The organism is Limisphaerales bacterium (assembly GCA_014382585.1).
Taxonomy (GTDB): Bacteria; Verrucomicrobiota; Verrucomicrobiia; order Limisphaerales; family UBA1100; genus JACNJL01.
On record JACNJL010000061.1, the window covers coordinates 32,567 to 53,727 of the forward strand.

Consider the following 21,161-nt stretch of genomic DNA (forward strand, 5'->3'; position numbering starts at 1 on the left):
GGCGCGGACACCGCGAAATCCTCAAGCAAATCTGCGCTTGAGGACTCGGTCTCCGCATGGAGGTTTTGGCAGGCGATCGTCATAAGCAAATCATGCGAGGCAAGTTTCCGGCGCTTCGGTTTCCAGCAACTGACGGGGCAGGGGGACTTTGGCCATGTCCTCCACGTTCAGGCGTTGGGCGCGGCCGAATTTTTGCTCAACAAGGTTCAGGTAATCGGGGTTTGTAAAATACGTTTGCCACGCGTCATCGCGGAAGCGCACGACTTCGGCGGCGCTCAAATGCTTCGTCGGCAACGGCTGGCTTTCGTACGACAAAAAAGCATAGCCTTCATAGTTGCTCGGCAACGGCCAGCCGTTTTGCTTGGCCTCGTGATAGAGCGGGCTGCCGGGCAGCGCCTGGCATGGGTACATATTGGCCATCTCGGTGTTCAACTCCAACGCGAGGTCGAGGGTTTCCTTCATCGTTTCGTGGGTGTCATCCGGAAAACCATAAATGTAATTGGAGATAATATTCACATCCGCCTCGCGAATTTCGCGCGCGACCTCGCGGATGTTGATATCCTTGAACGATCCCTTTGAAACCTCACGCCGCACCGCCTGGTTGCCGGCCTCCACGCCGAGCGCAAGCCAGTTGATGCCCGCGCGTTTGAAGAGATCGAGATACTTTGGACGCACTGTATCGATGCGCGAGTAGGCCCACATCCGCAGTTGCAGTTCGCGATCAATGATGTTGTTGAGCAGCGGCTCGAAGTAACGTTTGTCCAAGAAAAACATTTCATCCGAAATTCGCAACGTCTCCACGCCGAGATTGGCGAGTGTTTCAAATTCTTTCGTGATGAAGTCCGGCGACCAATACCGCATCTTGCGCGAGTCCGATGAGTTAATGCCATCGCCGTTGTCCTCGCGATTCACGATGTTGATCATGCAAAAATTGCAGGCAAACCGGCAGCCGAGCGAAGTGTAAATCGCCGCAAATGGCGTGCGCTTGGCGTGGTCAAATTCCGCGTGCCAAAAATGCGCGCGATACAAATCCAAAGGCTGCTTGTCGTACGGCAGCAAATCCCACGCGTATCCCGGCAGATCGATATCCATCCGTTCCTGCGGCACCACGCGCTCCGGCGCATTCAGCCAAGGCCGCCCGTGCAATTTGTGGCCGATGCCTTTTACCTTTTCCACCTCGTCATCGAGATTGGAGCGCAACAAATTTTGCACCGCATAAACGCCTTCATTGAGCAGCACAAAATCAATACTGTTTTCCGCTAACACTTCCAACGGCAGCGCGCTCGTGTGCGAGCCGACGATGGCAATTTTGTATTCCGGATAAGCCGCTTTCAAACCACGCGCCAACGCGATGGCGCCGATCATATTTGTGGTGCCGGAATTCGGGTTTTGTCCGTAAACCGTCAGACAAACCAACCGCGGATTGGCATCGTCGATGCGCTGCACCGATTGATCGAGCGTCAAACGCTCCGCGCCCGTGTCCAAAATCGCCGCTTCAAACCCGTTGCTCCGACAGGCCTGCGCGAGCAGTAACGCCCACGTGGGCGTCTCGATGGCCGAATATTTTTTGGCCAATTCCTGATACGCCTTCGCCGAGGAATCGGGCGAGACGAACAGCACGTCGAGTTGTTTATTCAAAGATTTGATCATCGTTTTATCGTCGTTAAAGAGTGTTCAGCAGCTCAGTCAAAAGCGTTATGCGTTCGGGCTCGAGATCGGGATAATTGCCGATGTACCAGCCGTAAAAATGCACGTGATTCGTGAAGGGATAATTTTTGTACTCATCGCCAAACCGCTCGCGTGCATACGGTTGGCGCAGTTGATTGCCACCGCCGGCAGTGCCACGGCGGAATTCCACTTTCCATTCGCGCAAGGTGCTTTCCACCCGATCACGCAAGGCATCGTCCGGGCTGCGCAAAATCAGCGTGAACGCGTAATTGCTGCTGCCTTCCACGGCAAAATCCGTTTGGTACTTCGCTGAATCCAGACCGTTCAAAAACAACTTCAAGTTGCGCGTGCGGATGGCGTTGTTGTCGTCCAGGCGCTTGAGCTGATGACGCCCGATCACCGCGTTGAGTTCCGTGCCCCGCACGTTGTAAGCGGGATAAGCAAAAATGAAATCAGGATTCAAATCCGGATGCTCGGAAGTGTAATGCTCCATTGTCGATTGCTCCGAAGCTTCGCGCACCATTCCGTGCGAACGATAAATGCGGATGGCTTCGTAAAGTTCATCGTCATTTGTGCAAACCATTCCGCCTTCCACCGTGCTGAGGTGGTGCGCGTAATAAAACGAAAAGTTCGAGGCCCAACCCATACTGCCCACGCGCCGACCGTTGTACGTCGCGCCGTGTGCTTCGCAGCAATCTTCGATCAACGGAATGTTGCGCTTCTTCAATTCATCCAGCAGCCGCTGATCCAATCCGTTGTAGCCCAGCACGTGCGTCAGAAAAACGGCCTGCGTTTTGTCATTCACTGTGTCGAGCACCTGCGAAATATCCATCCCGAGCGTGCGCGGATCGATGTCCACAAACACCGGCTTCAAGCCCGCGTGCAATACCGAGGCGATGTCGCTCACCCAAGTCAATGTGGGCACGATCACTTCGCCCTCGCCTTTAAGTTGCCGCAACGCGGCCATCGTCACGAGGTTGGCGGCGGAACCGGAATGGACGAACACGCTGTGCTTCACGCCGAGCCATTCGCTCCATTCGCGTTCGAACTCGCGCACGTTGGTCGACTGCGTGAGGATCGGATCGTCCTGCTGCAAAAATTCCACGAGGCAGTCCAAATCCGCCCGTGTGATGTTGTTGCGCATCAACGGCCACGGGCCGAGGGCGGGGGTAATTTCAGCGATGGGGGCGCTATTTTTCATTATAAAAATCTCCGTACTCCACGAGAATCGTGCTCTTGCCATCTTCCCGCGTGCGGGCTTTTTCATAGGCAGGGAACACGTCTTCAGGTTCTTCGAGGCGAATAATCTCCACGTTTTTCAGCATTTTACGGTAGGCATCGGTGTAATCGCCAATGTGCTGATGGCCCGGATGCAGCGGCCGCTGCGAGCCAATGCTGGTGCGAATGATGGCTTTGGGCTGATAACCGCCAGCGGACATATCGCTAAATTTATCGAGGTGATTGACGAGTTGATTGGTGGCGAGCAGCAGAAAATTCCAACGCGGGAAAATGCTGACCGGCAGCTTGCCCTGCAACGCGAGGCCGTTGGTCATCCCCATTTGCATATCTTCGTCCACGGGCATTTCCACTTTGCGATCATTGGGAATTTCCTTGAGCGTGTTGCTCATCGCCGTGCCCGCGCAAGCGACGGCTTGGCCGAGGAACACCGTGTTGGAATCCTCGGCGAGGTATTCCATCGAGCGTTTCAGTTCATCAAAATATTTCAGCAGTTTCATAGCGGCCGTGCCTAAAATTGTACGCGCTGACCAGCGCCGGCGTGCGGGTATTTGGTTTCGTATTGATAGTAAGTGATGTACGGGTCGTCGGCGTTTTCATAAGTGAGCGTGTCCACGCCCCAGGTGTCGCGCGTGTCGGTGCAAACGCTTTTGCCGTTGTCTTCGATGACAAAGTGCACCGGCAGCTCATGGTTTTGCACATACTTGATGCACTCATGAGCTGTGCCGGTTTCGGAAGTCATATCGCCCAGGAAACACCACACACGTTCTTTGCCGCCTTCGCGCTGGATGCCGAGGCCCAGGCCGACGGCGATGGGGAGCACGCCGGTGACAATGGCGGAACTCAACACGCGGTGCTCGGGGAAATTTAAAGTGATGGAATGGCCGGCCATTATTTCGGCCTTCACTGCATCGGCGGGCACGCCTTTGAGCAGGCACTGATAATGACTGCGCCAGGAGCACAGCACCCAGTCGTCAGGCCGCACGCGGTCAAACACATCAATCATCTCCTGCTCATTGCCGGAATAAAGATGCACCGGCGCTTTGATTTTGGAGGCGTTGAATTCGTCGGCGATGTCCTCCTCAAACGCGATCAGCTCCTCGGGCGTCCAACGCGGCAAACCGCCCGCGGTCAATTCGGCGGCGGCGGTTTCGGGTTCGCAAATGAATGGGGGTCTCATAGTTTGGGTTAGTTTAAGCAAAATTAGCGAGTGCTTCGGCGGTAGCCTCCACCTCGTCGAGTTCACGGAATTCGGCTAATTGCCGGGATTTATTGTCCGCTTCGGCGGCGGAGTAGTCCTGATCGCGGTCATAAAAGATCACCTGACTGCCGGCTGTTTCGAAATTGAACGGCACGTGAATGAGGCGATTCAGTTTCTCGCGCACAGCGGGTTGAAACTGCGGCGGCACGAAGAGCAGCATAAATCCGCCCCCACCCGCACCGGTGATTTTGCCTCCCACCGCACCGGCATCGCGCGCGGCGTTGTACAGCTCGGTGATGGAGTCGTTGGAGATCTTGTCGCTGATGGCCTGTTTCGCGAGCCAGCTTTCGTGCAGCAGCTCGCCGTATTCTTTGATCGGTCCGTGCCCGCACAAACTGGCGAGGGCTTCCTCCACCATATCGCGCAGGATGCGAAGTTGGCGGCGCTTGCTTTCAAGTGAGGGCACATAGCTTCCGGCCACTTTATCGGCGGTGCGTTTGATGCCCGTGTAAAAAAGCATAAGATGCGAGGTGAGTTCATTCAGCCGGTCAGGCGGAATGATCACCGGTCGCACCGAAATTTCTCCGGAGGTGTGGAAAGTTATGTGATTGAACCCGCCGTACGCCGCATTGACCTGATCCTGCGAGCCGACGGTTTCTTTCAACAAATCCTGCTCAAGATGAATGCTCTCGTTGGCGAGTTGTTCTTTTGTGGCCATATGGCCTTTGAGGGCGTGGAGAGCGTTGAGCAAACCGACTGTGAATGCGGAGCTGCTGCCCATTCCGCTGCGGGCGGGGAGGTCGCCGTCGTGATGAATCTCAATCCCGCGATCGAGGTTCATAAATTTCAGCGTGGCGCGCACCGAGGGATGCTGTATTTCTTCAACAGTATTCGTGCTCTCGATTTGCGAATACACCACGCGAAATTGATGGTCGAAAAACGGCGGCAAATGGCGCGCGTTGATGTAGCAATACTTGTCGATGGTGGTGGACAGCACCGCGCCGCCATGCTCGCGGTACCAGCCCGGATAGTCCGTGCCGCCGCCAAACATCGAGATGCGATAGGGGGTGCGAGTAATTATCATTTCCTGCCCTTCGTCGTCATATTTAGACCTTTTTCTGGCAGGAAAAAATGAACCTGCCCACGCGAGAGCAGCAAATGCTGTGCCACTCATTTGAATCGGGCCGAATTTGAATAAAACGGCCATAAAGGCCACTTTTATGCTGAAAAACGCCTTGAAACTCTGGGGGGATTTTAGGCGAATTGAGCCTGATTTTCAGTCACAAAAGCCTCCGCTTGGGGCAAGGTTTCCGGGGTGCCGATGTCGAGGAATGCCGCATCCACGGGATGGGCGCGGAGGCCGTTTTTTTCGCTTAAAAGATTAGGGAAAACTTCGCGTTCCAAACTCAATGGACGCGTTTCCGGAAAACTTTTCAGCACCGAATGGCGAAGCAAATAAACGCCCCCATTGATGTGGCCGGTGCCGGGTTGTTTTTCTTCGAAAGCGGTGATGCGCCCGGTGGCGTTTATGCGCACGCTTCCATAGCGGGCGGTGTCCGGCACGGCGCGGGTGACCATCACGCCATCGGCTTCGCCGAGCTCGAGGCACAATGTTGCAACGTCTGCAAAAATTAATGAGTCGCCATTCAACACCAACCACGCGGGTGGCTCGGTGCCGCATTGGGCGGCCGCGTAGGCGAGGCCGCCGCCGGTTCCCATTGGCTGGAGTTCGGCTACGCATTGGACGTTCATTCCCGAAACGGGCTGCGCGGAAAAATGGTTCACCACATATTCAGATCCGTAGCCGGTGGAGATGACCACATCGCGAACGCCTTGGGTCTTTAGCCAACGGACAATCCATTCGATGAAGGGTTTGCCGTTGACGGGTGCCATGGGTTTGGGGAGGTCGCCGAGCAAATCCTTGACGCGCGTGCCGAAGCCGCCGGCGAGAATGAGGGCAGTGATGTCGCGCGGGGCGGGCATTACACGTTCGAGTAAATCGTGTTGCGGATGATGGTGTAGCCTTTGATCAACTCAGTGATGCCGCGGTCGAGATCCCATTCGGTGTTGAATCCGGTTCCGAGCAGGCGTTGATTGGACACGATGTAATCGCGCTTGTCGGGGTCTTCGCCGACTTCGGCTTCGACGTACACGAACTTGGGCAGATGCTTCTGGATTTTTTCGCACAACTCGAGCTTGGAGAGATTGGCTTCTTCAAGACCGGCGTTATACGGCTTGCCTTTCATCGCATCAAAATTATCGATGGCGTGTTCAAACACACGGGCGATGTCGCGCACGTGAATGTAGTTGCGTTTGAAATGGCCTTCGAAAATCAGCAGCGCGCGGTCGTTTACGGCGCGGTACACGAAATCGTTTACGAGCAAATCCAGCCGCATTCGCGGGGCCATTCCGAAGACGGTGGCGAGGCGGAAACTGACGCTATTATCGCGCGCGAGCACTTCAGCTTCGGCGGCGACTTTGGTTTTTCCGTACAGTGTAATGGGGCGAAGCGGGGTTTCTTCGGTGCAAAATTTACCTTCTTCGCCCACGCCATAGCCGCTGTTGGTGATGGGCATGATGATGCGTTGCTCGGCGCTGGCGAGATCGCAAATCAATTTCACCGCGCCGTGATTCACGCTTTCGGCGGCGGCTTTGTCGTCGTTGCACAAGGGCGCGCCAACGAGTGCGGCGAGTGGAATGATGACGTCGGCGTCTTTGAGTAGCGGCTTCACGACATCGGCATCGCGGCAGTCGCCGCGCACGATGTTAAACGTGTCGTGATGGCAGCAATCGCCGAGGCTGTTTTGGCGGAACAGGAAATTGTCCAGCACAGTGACCTCGTGGCCGAGGCCGAGGAGGTGGGGGGTCATAACGGAGCCGAGATACCCGGCGCCGCCGGTGATGAGGATTTTCATTTTTTGTTTAGTTGAATTCGAGTTGGTTAATGATTTCCGTGCCGATGGCCAGTGAGGCGGTGGCCGCGGGGCTGGGGGCGTTGAGGACGTGCAGGGCGCGGGTGCCGCGGGCGAAATGGAAATCCTGCACGAGGCCGCCTTCGGGGGACATTGCCTGGGCGCGCACGCCGGCACCTCCGGGTTCCAAATCGGAGGGTTGAATTTCGGGCACGAGTTTTTGCAATTGTTTGCAGAAATATTTTTTGCTGAATGAACCGCGCAATTCGTTCACGCACATTTTTGGATATTTGAAGGCGAACCGCCACAGGCCGGAATAGGTGAGGGCATCATAGAGGTCGTGGAAATTGAGATTGGTTTTGCGATAACCTTCACGGGCAAAGGCGAGCACGGCGTTGGGGCCGGCTTCGATGCCGCCGTTGATGAGGCGGGTGAAGTGGACGCCGAGGAACGGGAATTGCGGATCAGGAACGGGGTAAATGAGATGGCGGACGAGGTGTTGCGATTCGGGTTTGAGCTGAAAATATTCGCCGCGAAAGGGGACGATGCGGAGGTCGCGTTTTTGGCCGGCAAGCTGACTGACGCGGTCGCAATGAAGGCCGGCGCAGTTGATGATCCAATCTGCGGAAAAGTCGCCGGCGGGGGTTTCTACGGTCCATTCGCTGCCTTCGCGGAAGCCGGTGGCGCGGGCGTTAGTGACCACCTTTCCGCCTGTTTTTTCGATTTCTTGTGTCAGCGCCACGATTACTGCGGGGTAATCGGCGATGCCTTCCTGGGGCACTTTCAGCGCGGCGATGCCGCCGACGTTTGGCTCGATTTCGCGCATTTGGTTGCGGTTTAATTTTTCGATGCCTTCGAGGCCGTTGGCTTGGCCGCGTTCAAAAAGTTTTTCCATTCGGGCCACTTCAGCATCGTTAGTGGCCACGACGAGTTTGCCGCAAATCTCGTGCGGCACATTGTGTTCCTCGCAAAATTCAGCCATCTCGCGGATGCCTTCGACGGCGAGGCGCGCCTTGAGTGAGCCGGGGGTGTAATAGAGTCCGCAGTGGAGGACGCCGCTGTTGTGGGCGGTTTGGTGTTGGCCGGGCGTGGGTTCTTTTTCCAGCACAGTGACTTCCGCGCCGGGGTGTTGGCGCAGCAATTGCCGCGCAGTGGCGAGGCCCACAATGCCGCCGCCGATAATGAGAATGGATGGGGTGTTCAGCTCGCGCCTCCTTGAACGGAGGCTATCAGAGAAAAGGGTTTTTGGAAAGACCGCCGGTTGGGCCGGTGGGGAGACCGACTGGCCGGGGGTTCGTTTCCGAACCCCGCGGCCAGCGGTAAAACCCGACAACTTCAAACAAGTTCCTTGGTTGACGGTGCCGTCCATGGCGATGTCTTCAAGGGTTCCTCGGTGGCGTTTAGCCGCGGAGGAGTTGCAATGCCGCTTGGGGCAGTTGGTTGGCTTGAGTGAGCATCTGCGTACCGGACTGCACGAGGATTTGGTAACGCGCATAGGAGGTGGCCTCCTCGGCGACATCCACGTCGGCAATACGGCTAATGGCGGAGGAGAGATTCTCCTTCGTCACCGAGAGCTGATCGTTGGTAAAGTTCAGGCGGGATTGGACAGCGCCGAGTTGGGCACGGTCAATCGCCACGCGACTGATTGCATCCTGGACCTTCGTAAGCGCATCGGCGGCAAAGGTGGTGCTGGTGAGCCCCACGCCGGCGGCGATGGCGTTTGCGTAGCTGGCCGTGGTGAGGTCAATGCCGGGCATGGCAAAGGTGTCACCCTCGGAATCGATGGTCACGTCGATATCATCGTTCGTGAAGAGGGACACCCCGTTAAACTCCTTACCGGTGGTGTCATCGATGTAATCCTTCAGCTGCTGGAATTCCTTGTCGTACAAGTTGCGGTCATCCGCGGACTTGGTGGCATCCCGTGCCAGCATGGCGAGCTCACCCATACGACGGAGAGCCTTGTCAACCGTCTTCAAGAAGCCGTCCTGCGTTTGGGTAAACGAGACGCCGTTGATGACGTTGGAGAGAGCGGAGTCGAGCCGCTTAATCTGCGCTTTCAACCGCGAACTCACTGCCAAACCGGCAGCATCATCGGACGGGTTGATGATCTTCTGACCCGAACTCAATCGGCTCAATGATTTGGCCAAATTGCTTTGGCTCACGTTTAAGTTGTTGGCCGTTCTAGCGGCTTCAACATTAGTATTAATAACCATGGTTCGTTCCTTCTATTTGGTTGTTCTTGGTTGTGGGTTAAATTCCGTTCTAACCGGGATTTAATTGTTCACTAATTGTTTTACTCGTTGCTTGGCCGATCCGGCGGCCTGTTCGTTGTTCGATTTAATTTCTTCGTAGATTTCTTTTCGCATTACCGGGATTTCCAACGGGGCTTCCACTCCGATGCGGACATTATCATTGTCCACACGCAGCACGCTCACCGTTACATTTCCGTCGATAATAATGCTTTCGTTCGGTTTTCTCGATAGCACTAACATGGGAATTTTTTCCTTTCACGGTTCGCTTCGTCAGTTCCCCATCGGGTGGGCGAGGCTTAGCTCAGCCGCATTACGCGGCACCACCTGGCGGGCTTTCTGTGTGTTCTTGTTGTACACAATCGGGCCCTTGAGGTTCACGGTTACGGTTTCATCAGAGTGATACGTGGCGATATTCAGCACCACGGCATCCCCGGAGTTTTCTAGCCCAATCAGGGCTACGTCTTCATCGGCCAACTCGATGTTGTAGTGTTCAACCACGTAGCCGGGGGGGATGACTAGAAATGACTGGTCGGCATCCTTGCCCCTAAGCCACTGGTACGGCGCTAACTCGGGGTCTGTAATCAGCTCAAAATCTTTATTGAGCTCAAACCCGAGCAGTCCAGAGGCGAAGTACAGGTCCACCCCACTAATCTCGGCGCTGGCTTCCGCCTGGGGTGCGACCTCTATACTTTTATTTTCAATCGTCAACATAGCGACAGTTGTTTTCGGAGGTAACAAAGCAATGCCCGTGCCAACTTTGTGGATAAGTCGATCAACCCACAAAAAAGCTAGTTTTCCAGGAAAACAAATAAAAACACCCGAATAAAAGCTTTAAAATGCGAAATAATCAGAAAAAGTCAGAAAAATGGCCAAAATTACCCCAGCCATTTTTACCGGAAAAATCAGTCAATCGGCACTTTTTGCCTCCTTCGCTTGCGAATGCGGGAGGGTATTTGAAGCGTTAAGGCGTAATGACGCCAAGGTTTGAGTAGGGCGCGCTGTCCCAGCGCGCCGCGGCGGTTTCGGAGAAACCGCCCTACCCGGGCCACCGGCCCGGGCTACATCCCCATTAACGATCAACCCTCCGGACTCGGATCCACCCGCAAGGTCGTCTCCCCGATCTCCACTGCATCGCCCGCTTGCAACTGCACGCGGCCGGTGATTTGCGCACCATTAACCTGTGTGCCGTATCGGCTGCCCAAGTCCTCCAGCCAGCACACGCCATTTTCCAGCCACACCCGAGCGTGCAACCGACTCACGGTGGTATCCGGGCTGAGGTCAATATGGATGCCCTCGCGATTGTTCGGGCGCCCCACCGTCACCACCTCAGCCGAAAGCTGTTTGATGTGCCACTTGCCCTGATATTGATAGCTGATTTGCATATCGTTGAAAACTGTCGCCCCTTTTTATTCGCAAATAAATTGGCAAAAAGGCAATCCTGAAATAGAAACTCCGTATGAACCCAGCCGCGCCGCAAGCGCCCCAAACACCCCAACCGCGCGAACTGGTTCCCGGCCAACTCGTCGGGGCCGGTCGGTACACGTTGCGCTGGATGCTGGCCGCCGGGGGCACTTGCCGCGTGTGGCTCGCGCGCGATGAACGCCTTGGCGACACCGTGGCGCTCAAGTTTCTCCAGCCGCATCTCGCGCACGATCCCGTTCTCATCGCCGAGCTGCGCAAAGAAGCTGCTGCCAACCGCCAGCTCACTCACCAAAACATCGTCCAACTTTACGACATTTTTGAAAGCCCAACCGAAGCGCCTTTTCTCGTGATGGAATTTGTCGAAGGCGCTTCCCTTCATACTCTGCGCCAGCAAAAGGAAAATGAACTTTATCGCTGGGCCGAACTGCGGCCTGTGTTGATGCAGCTTTGCAGCGCGCTCGATCACGCCCATGGCGCGCAGCTCATCCATCGTGATCTGAAGCCCGCCAACATTCTCATCGACCTCACTGGCCGCGTGAAGCTCGCCGATTTTGGCATCTCCGCCTCCCTTGCCGATGCGTACGTGGAACTCCTCGGCCAACGCGACACCCGTGGCACGGTCACCTTTATGAGCCCACAACAAATGGAAGGCGCCCCCCCCGCCGTGGCCGATGACCTCTACGCGCTGGGCGCCACGCTTTATGAACTGCTCACCGGCGAGCCGCCCTTCCACACCGGCGATCTCAGCCACCAAGTGCAAGCCGTGCCTCCGCAGCCCATTGCCGCGCGCTTGCGTGAAAAGCAAATCGAAAGCGATGCCCCCGAACCCATCGCGCAGCTCATTATGAGTTGCCTCGAAAAAGATCCAAGCAAACGCCCCGCATCCATCCGCGCCATTGCCTATGCCGTGGATCCCGCCGCGTCCACGCAACCGCTCTTCATCACCCCACCCCCGGCCACCGCCCGCCCCACCGGCCGCAAAACCGCGCCCTCGCCGCGCCGCAAATTTTCCACAGAATTTTACATCGTAATGTTCTTAATGGCCGCGTTGTTGGCAATCGCCGCAGTAACGTTGTGGACAGTGATGAAGAGGTAGCGGCCTCCGGCCGCGGTTGAGGGTTGATTGTAGCCCGGGCCGGTGGCCCGGGTAGGGACACGCTTCCGCGAGTCCCTACCAAAAAACCTTGGCGTCTTTGCGCCTTGGCGGTTCAAGAAATCAATTTAAAATTCAACTCACTAAAAAGTTCAACCGGCCGGGAGCAGAAGTTGCTTCCCGACCGGTTGTTTTGCTTCCCCCAACTGAAAACCACTAAAAATTGGGGAGGGCGTTATGGGTGAGATTTAGTTTATCGCAGTAATTCCAGCGCCGTCCGGGGGAGGTTGTTGGCTTCGCGCAGCATTTGTGTGCCGGACTGCACGAGGATTTGCTGGCGGGCGTATTCGGTGCTCTCCGAAGCCACGTCCACATCGGTGATGCGGCTCTTGGCTTGGCTGAGATTTTGTTTGCTCGTGGTGAGCTGACCGTTGGTAAATTCAATCCGCGACTGAATCGCGCCCAAACCGGCACGATCCAAGTGCAGTTGGCTCAACGCCGCGACAATCTGGGTAAGCGCGGTTTTTGCGCCGGCTACGGTGTTGATTTTTACGCCGCCCTGATCCGTGGCCACGGCCGACAGTTCTTGCAATGTCGAAATGGTAGAGCCGGAACCAATCACCGTAGCCGCCGCGTCCTCGCCGCTGGCGATGGGGCTGACACTGACGTAGTATCCTTTGCTGACGGCTTTACGGTGCTGATTTTCTAAGTCACCGTTGCCCACAGGTTCACTGCCAATAAAGCTGTCTTTGACGATGGCTGTGTAGTTGGATCCTGAAAATCCACCATTGCCATTTGCGGCGACGGTGAGATCCACTGTGGTGAAATCGCCAACATTAAACGTGGTCGAGTTAGCCGAGGGCGGGGCTTCCTTTACTGGGCCACTGGGCGGGGGGCCTGACACAAATGTTCCGGATCCATCAACGCGGACAAACGTACCTGCCAATAGCTTGTCGTCACCGTCACCGCGGGACGAAGTGGACCAACGGTTACCTGCACTTTCCGAGTCATCGTAATACAAATCCTGATTCAGCTTATTGGCACCAGTGGTGAGCTTCCATACATTTGAATTCACCACATAACCGGCTTTGCTGGTTTTGTAAATTTCCTGAGTGGTCTTCCAGGATTGTTCCTTGAGGGCATCGGAATACACCGAGGAACCCAAATCCACACCGCCAATGGTGAATGTATTTCCGTCCGCATCAATGGTGATGTCCACTGTGGAACCGTCGAAGAGTTCCACCCCGTTAAAATCTTTCGAGCGGGTATCGCGTACATAGGCCATGAGCTGCTGAAACTCCTCGTTATACAAGGCACGATCATCCGCCTGTTTGGTGTTATCCTGCGCCATCATCGCCAGCTCACTCATCCGGGTGAACGCACTATCAATCGATTTGATGTAGCCGTCCTGCGTTTGCGTGAGGCTCATCGCGTTGCCGAGATTGTTCAGCACCGAATCGAGCCGGCGCACTTGTGATTCCAGCCGTGCGCTCACCGCGAGGCCCGCGGCATCATCGGAGGGATTGATAATCTTCGAGCCGGAGCTCAACCGCGCCAGCGACTTTGCCAATTGATTTTGGCTGACCATCAAATGCGAGGCCGTCCGCTGCGCTTCAACATTAGTATTAATAACCATGTGTCTGTTCCTTCAGTAAGGTTCTCATTCTATAAAAACCGTTTCGGGGACCAGAGGAGCAACCCGCGTGCCAACTTTTGGGAATAAGTCAAATTCCAGAGATTTTTATGAAAAATCTCAAAAACAATCAAAATAAACACACAAAGATGCGGTTATTCAGGTAAAACAAGATGTAAAGGCGGTTTTTGGTGCAACCCAAGAAAGGCAAGAATTGCCGTTCAAACAATCAGAAGGGTCAAATGTGCCGGTGAACCAATGTAGCCCAGGCTACATCACCCTTAGCCCAAAGGCCGAAGAAGCTCTAAAACCATCCCCTGCCGTGCATTTGCCTGTCGCAAGGTGTGCACGGCGCTTTGGGCTCGGATTTGTTCGGTGGCGAGGCGGGTGCTTTCCTGCGCCACATCAGTATCGCGGATGCGACTGGCGGCGGCGGTCATACTTTCGCGTTGGGAAGTGAGCTGCGCGCTGGCGGATTCCAATCGGCTGAGCGTTCCGCCAATGTCCGCGCGCGAAATGGAAACGCTGGCGCCCGCTGCGGAAGTGGCATCGAGCGCGGCACGTGCGCCTTCCCTTGAGGTCAGTTTCGTGGTGTTGGCGGTGAGCACATTAAATTCGTCGGTAAACAAATCCACCTCACCCATCGTCACCGAATTGCCTTCGGGACTTACGGTGACTTCGCGCGATTGGCCGTCGAAAAGGTTTACGTGATTAACCTGCGCGGTGCGGACGTCGTTGACCATTCCTTTGAGCTGTTGAAATTCCGTGTCGTACAGCGCGCGGATGTCATCGGGCATGGTGCCATCCTGCGCGAGCACCGCCAGCTCGCCCATGCGGCTCACGATTCCATCGAGCCCTCGCAAGTGCGCGTCTTGCATTTGGGCAAACGAACCGGCGCTGGAAACATTCCGGCTCGCCGCATCCAACCGCGCCAGCTGCGCATCCAAGCGAGTGGCCACCGCTAAACCGGCGGCATCATCCTGCGGCGCGAGCAACTTGTTGCCGCTCGAAAGCCGCAAGGACGATTGCGCCACGCCGCTGACGTGCTGCGAAAGCAAATCCGCAAAGCGCACACCCTCGTTGTTGTTAACGGAAATCATGGTGTTCCTGAAGCAATGTTACCCGAAACTGGCGTTTACGCAAGGCGCGGGATTTGGGTTTCATTGGGGTGACTAAATTTCCTCGTAGGTTTCTACCGTGATATCTGTCTGCACGTCGCCGGTGTGTTTTGTGTCTAACGGCTCAAACAGTAATAGATGCGTTTCTTCTTTCGCGGTGGGTTTATGTTCCACACCTTTTGGCACCGTGTAAAACTCACCCGGATTGATGACCACGGTTCGATCTCTCAGTTCCAGAATGAGCTGACCTTTCATCACCATGAACAGTTCATCTTGATCATCATGTTTGTGGAAAACGAATTCCCCTTGAACCTTTGCCAGAATAATTTGCTGCCCGTTCAACGCTCCAATTCTCTTTGGAGACCAGTGATCTGAAAAGAGGTCGAACTTTTCATGTATATTAATGACGTCCATATTTGGCATAGCGTACTGAGGAGTGTGTTTCAGCCGGATTCATTGGATAAGAGTCTTATGGAAAAAAGCAGGAAATCCGGTTTTGTTTATAACTAGAATTTTACCCATCATCGGTGATTTTATTGATGTTATCCGAATTTTCTTTAACCCTTTTACTCAGGATAAGTAGATTCTGGCTCAATTTATCGCTCAATTCCTTGAGCTGGTTCTCCATCATCAATATTTCTTCCTTTATGTCGATATCACTAGAATTTCTTCTTTTTACGGCATCATCAAGAATCTGGTCTTTTTTGGCTTCTTCCATGCCGCTTAGTACCACTCCAATGAATAAATTAAGGACAATCATAGCACCTGTGACAATAAAACTGAGAAAAAACAGACATGCCACAATAGGAGATTCTTTGGAGACGATACTGGATTTTTCGATTCCAATATTGGCCAGCGCAGCGTAAGTGGCATCATCGTAGCCGTAATTGGCACTTCCATACATATTGATGTACATAAGGTCAGCCCAGTCTTCGAGGGTTAATGCTTGAAAAAGCGATAGCATTGAAATCTGTAGGTTTCTAAAATGAGCTGGATCATTTTCGCTGAAAATAAAGGTGCCCATACAACCATAGATATAAAAAAGTAACATTGCCAGAAGGGAAACATACCCTATCGATGGGATGCTTTTCAGTACGGCTCCAACCAGTATCTGAAGGCGGGGGATGGCCGATACTAGCTTCATGACTCGTAACACGCGAGCCAATCGAAGTACGGCGACAAACTCATTATTTTGAATGGGCAACAAGCATATTGCCACTATCGTGAAATCAAAGATATTCCAAGGATCACAAAAGTATCTCCAAGGCGTTTTGCCTTCAGCAATAATTTTGATCAACACTTCCAGAGCGAAAATACTAAGGATAATTGTGTCAAGGGTCGAAAGGAGCGTGTGATGTTCCGCTTCAAATTCCTTATAGGTTTGCAGCCCCACCACTACGCCGGCAGCAATGATGACGCCAAAAATAAAGTAGGAAAACCAGTTTGCTTCCGAGAGTCGTTTACAGAATGCGATCATAGTAAAAGATGGGTTGATGATAGTGACTAAACGAAGTGGGGGCAATGCTGATGTATTTGCTCACGATAACCCATGGATCGTTGCGGTGGGTGCAACTCCATCAACTTAGATAAAACTGTGGTGCCAACGCCCAAGTGGCACGCTGATTTTTGCCGCGTGCATAGTTTAAGCAACAGACTAGTTTGTCAGGGAGTATCCAAAGACCGCCTCAATCTTGTCAGCGAATGGTTTGTGTCGAGCTGGTAAGGAGGAGATAAGTTTTATCCCGAAAACAACGCATCGGCAGCGGCGAGCGTTTCGTGCGAACCGATGTCGAGCCAATCGCCGGGGACGGTCCAGGTGTGGACGGGTTGTTGGGGGTAAAGCCATTGGACGAGGCGGCCGGGTTGGTCGGGGTTGTGGCCTTCGCTAATGTAACGGCGGATTTCGGGCAGCACCGCACGCGGGTAATAATAGAGCGCAATGCCGATGAGCGTGCTCTTGGGGGCCTCGGGTTTTTCTTCAAAACTGGTGAGCCGACCGGATTCATCTTCGGCGTCCACCGCAACGACGCCGTATTTTTTGGCTTCTTCCAGTGAACCCACATCGTGGAGGCCGAGGACGGGCGTTTGGGTTTCGCGGCAGCGATCGCCAAAGCCGCGCAGGTCACCGGTGAACAGGTTGTCGCCCGCGATGACGAGCACATCGTCATCAATCGCTTCTTGTTCGATGACGAAATTCAAATCGCCGATGGCACCGAGTCGATCTTCGTTGCTGGTGGTGCCGTCGTTGATGATGGCGCCGGAAAAATCTGGATGTGCTTTTTGATAGTCCGCGAGCCAGTTTTCAAAATGGCTGGAAAATTTTTCGTTGGTGACGACGAAGGTTTTGTCGATGTCTCCAATGGCAGCGCTGCTGGTGAGGACGTGTTCGAGCATCGGGCGACCGCCGACGGGCAGCAGTGGTTTTGGGGTGTGCTCGGTGAGCGGGTGCAGTCGGGTGGCGTAGCCGGCGGCGAGAATGATTTGCTTCATATTACGGTGTGGAAAATTCCCGGCGCGGCGCGCTGGACCATGGCGCGGGATTGCACGAGAATGTCGACGCTGTTTTCGCACTCGAGCGCCTGCACGGCGAGGGCCTCACATTCGCTGTGGTTGAGGTGGCGGATGAGGTATTTGATTTGCAGCAACATCTGCGGTGCCACGCTGAGTTCATCCACGCCGAGGCCGAGTAACAGCGGGATGGCGGTGGAATCACCGGCCATTTCGCCGCACACCCCGGTCCAAATGCCGTGGCGGCGTCCGGCGTCGATGGTCATTTGCAGCATCCTCAACATCGCCGGATGCGTGGGGTCATATAAATCCGCGACCTTTTCGTTGAGGCGATCGACGGCGAGCGTGTACTGTATGAGATCGTTGGTGCCGATGCTGAAAAACTCGGCGCGCTTGCCGAGCGTGTTGGCGGTGAGCACGGCGGACGGGATTTCAACCATGATGCCGACTTCCAGATTTTCATCGAAGGGGATGCCTTCGGCGCGAAGTTCATCCATGCATTCGGCGAGCAGGGCGTTGGCTTCGGTCAGCTCTTCCACACCCGAAATCATCGGGTACATCAGCTTCACATTGCCGGCGGCACTGGCGCGGAGGAGGGCGCGCAGTTGCACGCGGAAGATATCTTTGCGTGCGAGGCAAAAGCGAATAGCCCGCCAGCCGAGGAAGGGATTGGCCTCATCCGTCTCGCCGATGGCACGGCCGATTTTGTCTGCGCCGATATCGAGTGTGCGAAAAATCACCGGCTCGGGCGCCAGCGCCTGCGCAACACGTTCGTAGCTGATGGCCTGTTCGTCCTCGTCGGGCAACACATCGCGATCGAGAAACATGTATTCGGTGCGGAAAAGCCCGACGCCTTGTGCGCCGCAATCGAGCACGGCGGCGGTGTCGCTGATTTGCTCGACGTTGGCGGAGAGAATAATCTGATGGCCATCGAGCGTAATGGCCGGGCTGTCTTTGATCTCCAGCAACTTGGTCTGGATATCTTCCTGTTCTTTTTCGAGTTGGCCGTATTCAAAAAGCGTTTGGTCAGTGGGGTTAATGATCACCACACCATTGAATCCATCGAGCAATGCGTAGTCGCCTGTGGCCATGCGTTCGCAGGCGGTCTTGAGGCCCACCACGGCGGGGATGCGCAGCGAGCCAGCAATAATGGCGGTGTGCGAAGTTTTGCCGCCGACGTCTGTGGCGAAGCCGAGCACGTATTCGGGGTTGATCTGCGCGGTGTCAATGGGGGTGAGGTCGTGCCGTACAAGAATGTGCGGCTCAGTGAGGTGGCCGAGATCCACCGCATCGCGTCCGGTGAGGTTGCCGAGTACGCGGGACGTCACATCGCGAATATCGGCGGCGCGTTCGCGGAGGTATTCATCCTCCACACTGCCCAGCGCGATGGCGTAGTTTTCTGAAACCTCGTGGAACGCAAATTCCACGTTGACGTGTTCCGCCTCAATAAATTTTTTGACTTCATCGAGCAGCGTTTGATCTTCGAGCACCAGCAGATGGGCATCGAAAATCTCTGCGTCGGAGGAGCCCAAGCTATTGCGCACCTCATCCTGAATGCGGGTGATTTCGCGGCGGGTGGCGGTGAGGGCTTGTTGGAGGCGCTCCAGTTCGGCCGGAAAATCTTTGGCTTCCACGCGTTGTCGCGTCGGGCGTTCGCCACGGTCATCATCGAGAACGACGATCCGTGCGCGCACCACGCCCGGCGAAACGCCAATGCCGCGAAAGATGCGTTCCCCATTATCCAAGCCATCAGCCACGCGCGGATGATGGTTCGCGGGAGGGCGGCGGAACAAGTAAAAACCAGTTGAAGAAATTGAACCGCCAGGACACGAAGACGCCCAATCCAAATGGGATGAAATAAAACAGGCGTGATAAATGGGGATTTATCCGGCAAAGTGCGCCTGTGTCTGACCTGCGCTCCATCCAAAATCTTGCCCTCGTGGGATTTATGGGTTGCGGGAAATCCACCGTGGGCCGCGCGGTGGCGGGCGGGTTGGGGTTTGAGTTTGTGGACACCGATGCGCTGGTGGAAGCGGAAGCCGGCATTCCCGTGAGTGACATTTTTGCCACCGCCGGCGAGGGCGCTTTTCGCAAACTGGAACGCGAAGCCATTGCCGGCCTCGAAACGCGGCGCGGGTTGGTGATTGCCACCGGCGGCGGCGCGGTGACCTGTCCCGATAACCTCGAAAGCCTCAAACAGCACGCTCTCGTCGTTTGCCTGTGGGCCGGCGCTGAGGCGTTACACGAGCGCACCCGGCACCAAACCCACCGCCCGTTATTGCAGCAGGAAAATCCGCTGGAAATCATCCGTGCACTATTGGCCGAGCGCGAGCCGCATTACAAAAAGGCCGACGTCATCATCAACACCGAGCACCGCCCCCAACGCGTCGTCATCGCCCAAGTGAAGCATCAATTCGAGGAATCCAGCGGCGGCGGCACTTCGTTTGATTCTACTGCAGCCTCCTGAGCCTCCGCCGCTTTCTCCGCCTTAAACACCTGCGCCGTGGTCACCTGCGCCCAGATCCAGGCGGCCTTCAAAATAATCACCCCCACCGCCCCCGTCACCAACGGCCCCATCATGCCGCTGCTCAAATGTTTTAGCGCTGCGGAAATATCGTCCACCTCGCCATTCATGCTTGCCGAGTAGTTTTTCAACGCGTGATAAAATTCATAAATGCAATAGCCGAGCAACGCAAAGCCGATGATGGAACCCACCAATTGAAGCATACCACTCACCCAACGTTTACAAATGAGTGTGCCCACCCCGGGCACCGTCATGTTCGCCATCAGGCAAACCCATTTCATGGTTGGGGCATCGGTGGCGTTGGCGTCCCGCCCGCCGGATTGCCCGTGCGTGCGCCAAATAAGTGCTCATAAGCCGCCATGTTAATGCAAAAGGCCAGTGGCGCTGTGAACAGGAGCCCCACGCCGCATGCTAGAATTCCCAACTCAGCAATGATGCCCACGATCATAAAGAAGAAGAACAGCTGGAACCAATGCTTGTTCACCACCTTGCGGCTGGTTTGCATAGCCTGCCAAAAATCGATTCGCCGATCCACCGCCAGCGGCAGGGCGAACGCCCAGCAAATACCCAAATAGAGTGCCGGCAAAATCATGACGAACACGCCCGCGATGATCAGGAGCACGCTGGCTCCGCCGATGTCCGGCACTGACTTGGTTCGGATGGCCTCCAATAGAGGTGCTCCGATGGCGATGCCCATCATCACCAGCCCGGGAATCATCGTGGCCAAAATGATCAGGCCTTGAATGAAATTTACCAGAAACAGCCCGGCGAAGTTTCGTGAGAACCCGGAAAACAAATCTCCCACATCCGGATTTTGGCCACGCTGCGCCTTGATAAAAAAATACATCAACCCGCCCAGCAACACCGGCTGAAAAATCATCGACGCGAGGCTGAAGAATATGCCGATGAATGGGATGATTGAAAACAAAATGATGGCGACAATAATGACCATGAATAACACGAACACGCCAATGGATCCGCCCATGTATTTGGAAAAAACATCCCACCCCCGCTCAAAGCAACCTGCGCTCCAAACACTGTGATCGCGCGTAAACACATCCGCCGGCAAAGGCGGATCCTGCCCCAGCCCCATTTCAGGCGGAAATGCCGGTGAGCCGTAGGAAGAGGGGGGCGGGGTAGGCGGGGCAACGGGCGGCGCCAAAGCGGCCGCTACTTCCGGCACATCACGCAAGCTCCACCAATCCTCAGCTCCTTCGGGTTTAATGCGCGTATCGCCATTGGCGCGTCCGCCCTTTACCCACTCGTGTACTTCTGCCGCTGAAACCGGCCCGTATTCCTTGCCGTCCCCGCCGATGATAATATATTGGCTCATAATCAATTAGCGAAAAACCGCCTTCACTTCGGGTTTATTCAAAATCACAATCACCCAAATCCCCGCGGCAATGCTCAGGCAGCAGCACTCGGGCAGCAGCACTCGGGCAGCAGCACTCGGGCAGCAGCAATTCCAATCGCACAGGAACCACAAAATACTCGTCGTCATAGCCAGTCCGTTGGACTGATCATTTTTACATTTGATCGCGCCGAGGGGGATGACGATGTTGGTCACAAACCACATCCCCCCCGGGGGTCAAAG

The 21,161-nt window shown here is 55.2% G+C and carries 23 protein-coding genes; 2 read left to right on the top strand and 21 right to left on the bottom strand.

Translation table 11 applies throughout. From position 1 onward, the window contains the following. Nucleotides 1-90: 90 nt before the first annotated feature. The 12 genes from H8E27_14360 to H8E27_14415 all read right to left on the bottom strand — a co-directional run bounded on the left by H8E27_14360 (nucleotide 91) and on the right by H8E27_14415 (nucleotide 10,651). The gene (locus H8E27_14360) at nucleotides 91-1,650 is read right to left on the bottom strand and encodes a radical SAM protein (protein ID MBC8326799.1); all 1,560 of its coding nucleotides are present in this window, start codon (nucleotides 1,648-1,650) and stop codon (nucleotides 91-93) included. A gap of 13 nt (nucleotides 1,651-1,663) precedes the next feature. Further along, nucleotides 1,664-2,869: a DegT/DnrJ/EryC1/StrS aminotransferase family protein gene (locus H8E27_14365; protein MBC8326800.1), complete on the bottom strand. Its 1,206-nt coding sequence runs from the start codon at nucleotides 2,867-2,869 to the stop codon at nucleotides 1,664-1,666. After that, nucleotides 2,859-3,395, bottom strand: coding sequence for a hypothetical protein (locus H8E27_14370; protein MBC8326801.1), 537 nt, complete (start codon nucleotides 3,393-3,395; stop codon nucleotides 2,859-2,861). Before H8E27_14370 ends, H8E27_14365 begins: the two co-directional genes overlap by 11 nt. 20 nt (nucleotides 3,396-3,415) lie before the next feature. Further along, entirely contained in the window at nucleotides 3,416-4,084 is a 669-nt protein-coding gene (locus H8E27_14375; protein ID MBC8326802.1) for a hypothetical protein, read from the bottom strand. A 13-nt stretch (nucleotides 4,085-4,097) separates the two neighbouring features. Next, complete coding sequence (locus tag H8E27_14380; GenBank protein ID MBC8326803.1) at nucleotides 4,098-5,189, bottom strand: kinase; 1,092 nt, start codon at nucleotides 5,187-5,189, stop codon at nucleotides 4,098-4,100. Between the two features lie 170 nt (nucleotides 5,190-5,359). Beyond that, nucleotides 5,360-6,088, bottom strand: a complete 729-nt coding sequence (locus H8E27_14385; protein ID MBC8326804.1) for a nucleotidyltransferase family protein — start codon at nucleotides 6,086-6,088, stop codon at nucleotides 5,360-5,362. Then, the gene (locus tag H8E27_14390; protein MBC8326805.1) at nucleotides 6,088-7,020 is read right to left on the bottom strand and encodes an SDR family oxidoreductase; all 933 of its coding nucleotides are present in this window, start codon (nucleotides 7,018-7,020) and stop codon (nucleotides 6,088-6,090) included. The genes H8E27_14385 and H8E27_14390 overlap by 1 nt, the downstream gene beginning before the upstream one ends. A 7-nt stretch (nucleotides 7,021-7,027) precedes the next feature. After that, nucleotides 7,028-8,386, bottom strand: coding sequence for an L-2-hydroxyglutarate oxidase (lhgO, locus tag H8E27_14395; protein MBC8326806.1), 1,359 nt, complete (start codon nucleotides 8,384-8,386; stop codon nucleotides 7,028-7,030). 31 nt (nucleotides 8,387-8,417) lie between these two features. After that, a complete protein-coding gene (locus H8E27_14400; GenBank protein MBC8326807.1) occupies nucleotides 8,418-9,230 on the bottom strand; it encodes a flagellin in 813 nt (270 codons plus the stop codon). Nucleotides 9,231-9,290: 60 nt separating this feature from the next. Then, nucleotides 9,291-9,509 carry a carbon storage regulator CsrA gene (gene csrA, locus H8E27_14405; protein ID MBC8326808.1) on the bottom strand — a complete coding sequence of 73 codons (219 nt, stop codon included), beginning with the start codon at nucleotides 9,507-9,509 and terminating at the stop codon, nucleotides 9,291-9,293. A 30-nt stretch (nucleotides 9,510-9,539) separates the two neighbouring features. Beyond that, entirely contained in the window at nucleotides 9,540-9,980 is a 441-nt protein-coding gene (locus H8E27_14410) for a flagellar assembly protein FliW (protein MBC8326809.1), read from the bottom strand. Nucleotides 9,981-10,345: 365 nt separating this feature from the next. After that, entirely contained in the window at nucleotides 10,346-10,651 is a 306-nt protein-coding gene (locus tag H8E27_14415; GenBank protein ID MBC8326810.1) for an FHA domain-containing protein, read from the bottom strand. A 74-nt stretch (nucleotides 10,652-10,725) separates the two neighbouring features. Between H8E27_14415 and H8E27_14420 the strand changes: the two genes are divergently transcribed. Then, nucleotides 10,726-11,787, top strand: coding sequence for a serine/threonine protein kinase (locus H8E27_14420; GenBank protein MBC8326811.1), 1,062 nt, complete (start codon nucleotides 10,726-10,728; stop codon nucleotides 11,785-11,787). 250 nt (nucleotides 11,788-12,037) lie between these two features. Here H8E27_14420 and H8E27_14425 read toward each other — a convergent pair whose 3' ends face one another. From H8E27_14425 to ptsP, 6 genes are all read right to left on the bottom strand, one after another. After that, the gene (locus tag H8E27_14425) at nucleotides 12,038-13,420 is read right to left on the bottom strand and encodes a hypothetical protein (protein ID MBC8326812.1); all 1,383 of its coding nucleotides are present in this window, start codon (nucleotides 13,418-13,420) and stop codon (nucleotides 12,038-12,040) included. Between the two features lie 278 nt (nucleotides 13,421-13,698). Further along, nucleotides 13,699-14,517, bottom strand: coding sequence for a hypothetical protein (locus H8E27_14430; GenBank protein MBC8326813.1), 819 nt, complete (start codon nucleotides 14,515-14,517; stop codon nucleotides 13,699-13,701). Between the two features lie 72 nt (nucleotides 14,518-14,589). Beyond that, nucleotides 14,590-14,949, bottom strand: coding sequence for a cupin domain-containing protein (locus H8E27_14435; GenBank protein ID MBC8326814.1), 360 nt, complete (start codon nucleotides 14,947-14,949; stop codon nucleotides 14,590-14,592). A gap of 100 nt (nucleotides 14,950-15,049) precedes the next feature. Continuing rightward, nucleotides 15,050-16,012, bottom strand: a complete 963-nt coding sequence (locus H8E27_14440) for an ion transporter (GenBank protein ID MBC8326815.1) — start codon at nucleotides 16,010-16,012, stop codon at nucleotides 15,050-15,052. Nucleotides 16,013-16,272: 260 nt separating this feature from the next. Continuing rightward, entirely contained in the window at nucleotides 16,273-17,016 is a 744-nt protein-coding gene (locus H8E27_14445; protein ID MBC8326816.1) for a nucleotidyltransferase family protein, read from the bottom strand. 5 nt (nucleotides 17,017-17,021) lie between these two features. Beyond that, nucleotides 17,022-18,800 (bottom strand): phosphoenolpyruvate--protein phosphotransferase, encoded by a 1,779-nt coding sequence (gene ptsP, locus H8E27_14450; GenBank protein ID MBC8326817.1) that lies wholly within the window; start codon nucleotides 18,798-18,800, stop codon nucleotides 17,022-17,024. 146 nt (nucleotides 18,801-18,946) lie between these two features. Between ptsP and H8E27_14455 the strand changes: the two genes are divergently transcribed. After that, on the top strand, nucleotides 18,947-19,510 hold the full coding sequence (locus tag H8E27_14455) for a shikimate kinase (GenBank protein MBC8326818.1): 564 nt from the start codon (nucleotides 18,947-18,949) through the stop codon (nucleotides 19,508-19,510). Here H8E27_14455 and H8E27_14460 read toward each other — a convergent pair. The 3 genes from H8E27_14460 to H8E27_14470 are packed head-to-tail and all read right to left on the bottom strand — an operon-like array spanning nucleotide 19,453 to nucleotide 21,134. Then, nucleotides 19,453-19,848, bottom strand: coding sequence for a hypothetical protein (locus tag H8E27_14460; protein MBC8326819.1), 396 nt, complete (start codon nucleotides 19,846-19,848; stop codon nucleotides 19,453-19,455). The two genes, H8E27_14455 and H8E27_14460, sit on opposite strands and share 58 nt — an antisense overlap. Further along, nucleotides 19,845-20,900, bottom strand: a complete 1,056-nt coding sequence (locus H8E27_14465) for a DUF975 family protein (protein MBC8326820.1) — start codon at nucleotides 20,898-20,900, stop codon at nucleotides 19,845-19,847. Before H8E27_14465 ends, H8E27_14460 begins: the two co-directional genes overlap by 4 nt. A gap of 6 nt (nucleotides 20,901-20,906) precedes the next feature. Then, nucleotides 20,907-21,134 carry a hypothetical protein gene (locus H8E27_14470; protein ID MBC8326821.1) on the bottom strand — a complete coding sequence of 76 codons (228 nt, stop codon included), beginning with the start codon at nucleotides 21,132-21,134 and terminating at the stop codon, nucleotides 20,907-20,909. Between the last annotated feature and the right edge of the window lie 27 nt (nucleotides 21,135-21,161).

Coding starts and splice junctions, on each gene's coding strand:
- H8E27_14360 (MBC8326799.1), bottom strand. CDS start 1,650: ATGATCAAATCTTTGAATAAACAACTCGACGTGCTGTTCGTCTCGCCC.
- H8E27_14365 (MBC8326800.1), bottom strand. CDS start 2,869: ATGAAAAATAGCGCCCCCATCGCTGAAATTACCCCCGCCCTCGGCCCG.
- H8E27_14375 (MBC8326802.1), bottom strand. CDS start 4,084: ATGAGACCCCCATTCATTTGCGAACCCGAAACCGCCGCCGCCGAATTG.
- H8E27_14380 (MBC8326803.1), bottom strand. CDS start 5,189: ATGATAATTACTCGCACCCCCTATCGCATCTCGATGTTTGGCGGCGGC.
- H8E27_14385 (MBC8326804.1), bottom strand. CDS start 6,088: ATGCCCGCCCCGCGCGACATCACTGCCCTCATTCTCGCCGGCGGCTTC.
- H8E27_14390 (MBC8326805.1), bottom strand. CDS start 7,020: ATGAAAATCCTCATCACCGGCGGCGCCGGGTATCTCGGCTCCGTTATG.
- lhgO (MBC8326806.1), bottom strand. CDS start 8,386: ATGGACGGCACCGTCAACCAAGGAACTTGTTTGAAGTTGTCGGGTTTT.
- H8E27_14400 (MBC8326807.1), bottom strand. CDS start 9,230: ATGGTTATTAATACTAATGTTGAAGCCGCTAGAACGGCCAACAACTTA.
- csrA (MBC8326808.1), bottom strand. CDS start 9,509: ATGTTAGTGCTATCGAGAAAACCGAACGAAAGCATTATTATCGACGGA.
- H8E27_14410 (MBC8326809.1), bottom strand. CDS start 9,980: ATGTTGACGATTGAAAATAAAAGTATAGAGGTCGCACCCCAGGCGGAA.
- H8E27_14415 (MBC8326810.1), bottom strand. CDS start 10,651: ATGCAAATCAGCTATCAATATCAGGGCAAGTGGCACATCAAACAGCTT.
- H8E27_14420 (MBC8326811.1), top strand. CDS start 10,726: ATGAACCCAGCCGCGCCGCAAGCGCCCCAAACACCCCAACCGCGCGAA.
- H8E27_14425 (MBC8326812.1), bottom strand. CDS start 13,420: ATGGTTATTAATACTAATGTTGAAGCGCAGCGGACGGCCTCGCATTTG.
- H8E27_14430 (MBC8326813.1), bottom strand. CDS start 14,517: ATGATTTCCGTTAACAACAACGAGGGTGTGCGCTTTGCGGATTTGCTT.
- H8E27_14435 (MBC8326814.1), bottom strand. CDS start 14,949: ATGGACGTCATTAATATACATGAAAAGTTCGACCTCTTTTCAGATCAC.
- H8E27_14440 (MBC8326815.1), bottom strand. CDS start 16,012: ATGATCGCATTCTGTAAACGACTCTCGGAAGCAAACTGGTTTTCCTAC.
- H8E27_14460 (MBC8326819.1), bottom strand. CDS start 19,848: ATGAAATGGGTTTGCCTGATGGCGAACATGACGGTGCCCGGGGTGGGC.
- H8E27_14465 (MBC8326820.1), bottom strand. CDS start 20,900: ATGAGCCAATATATTATCATCGGCGGGGACGGCAAGGAATACGGGCCG.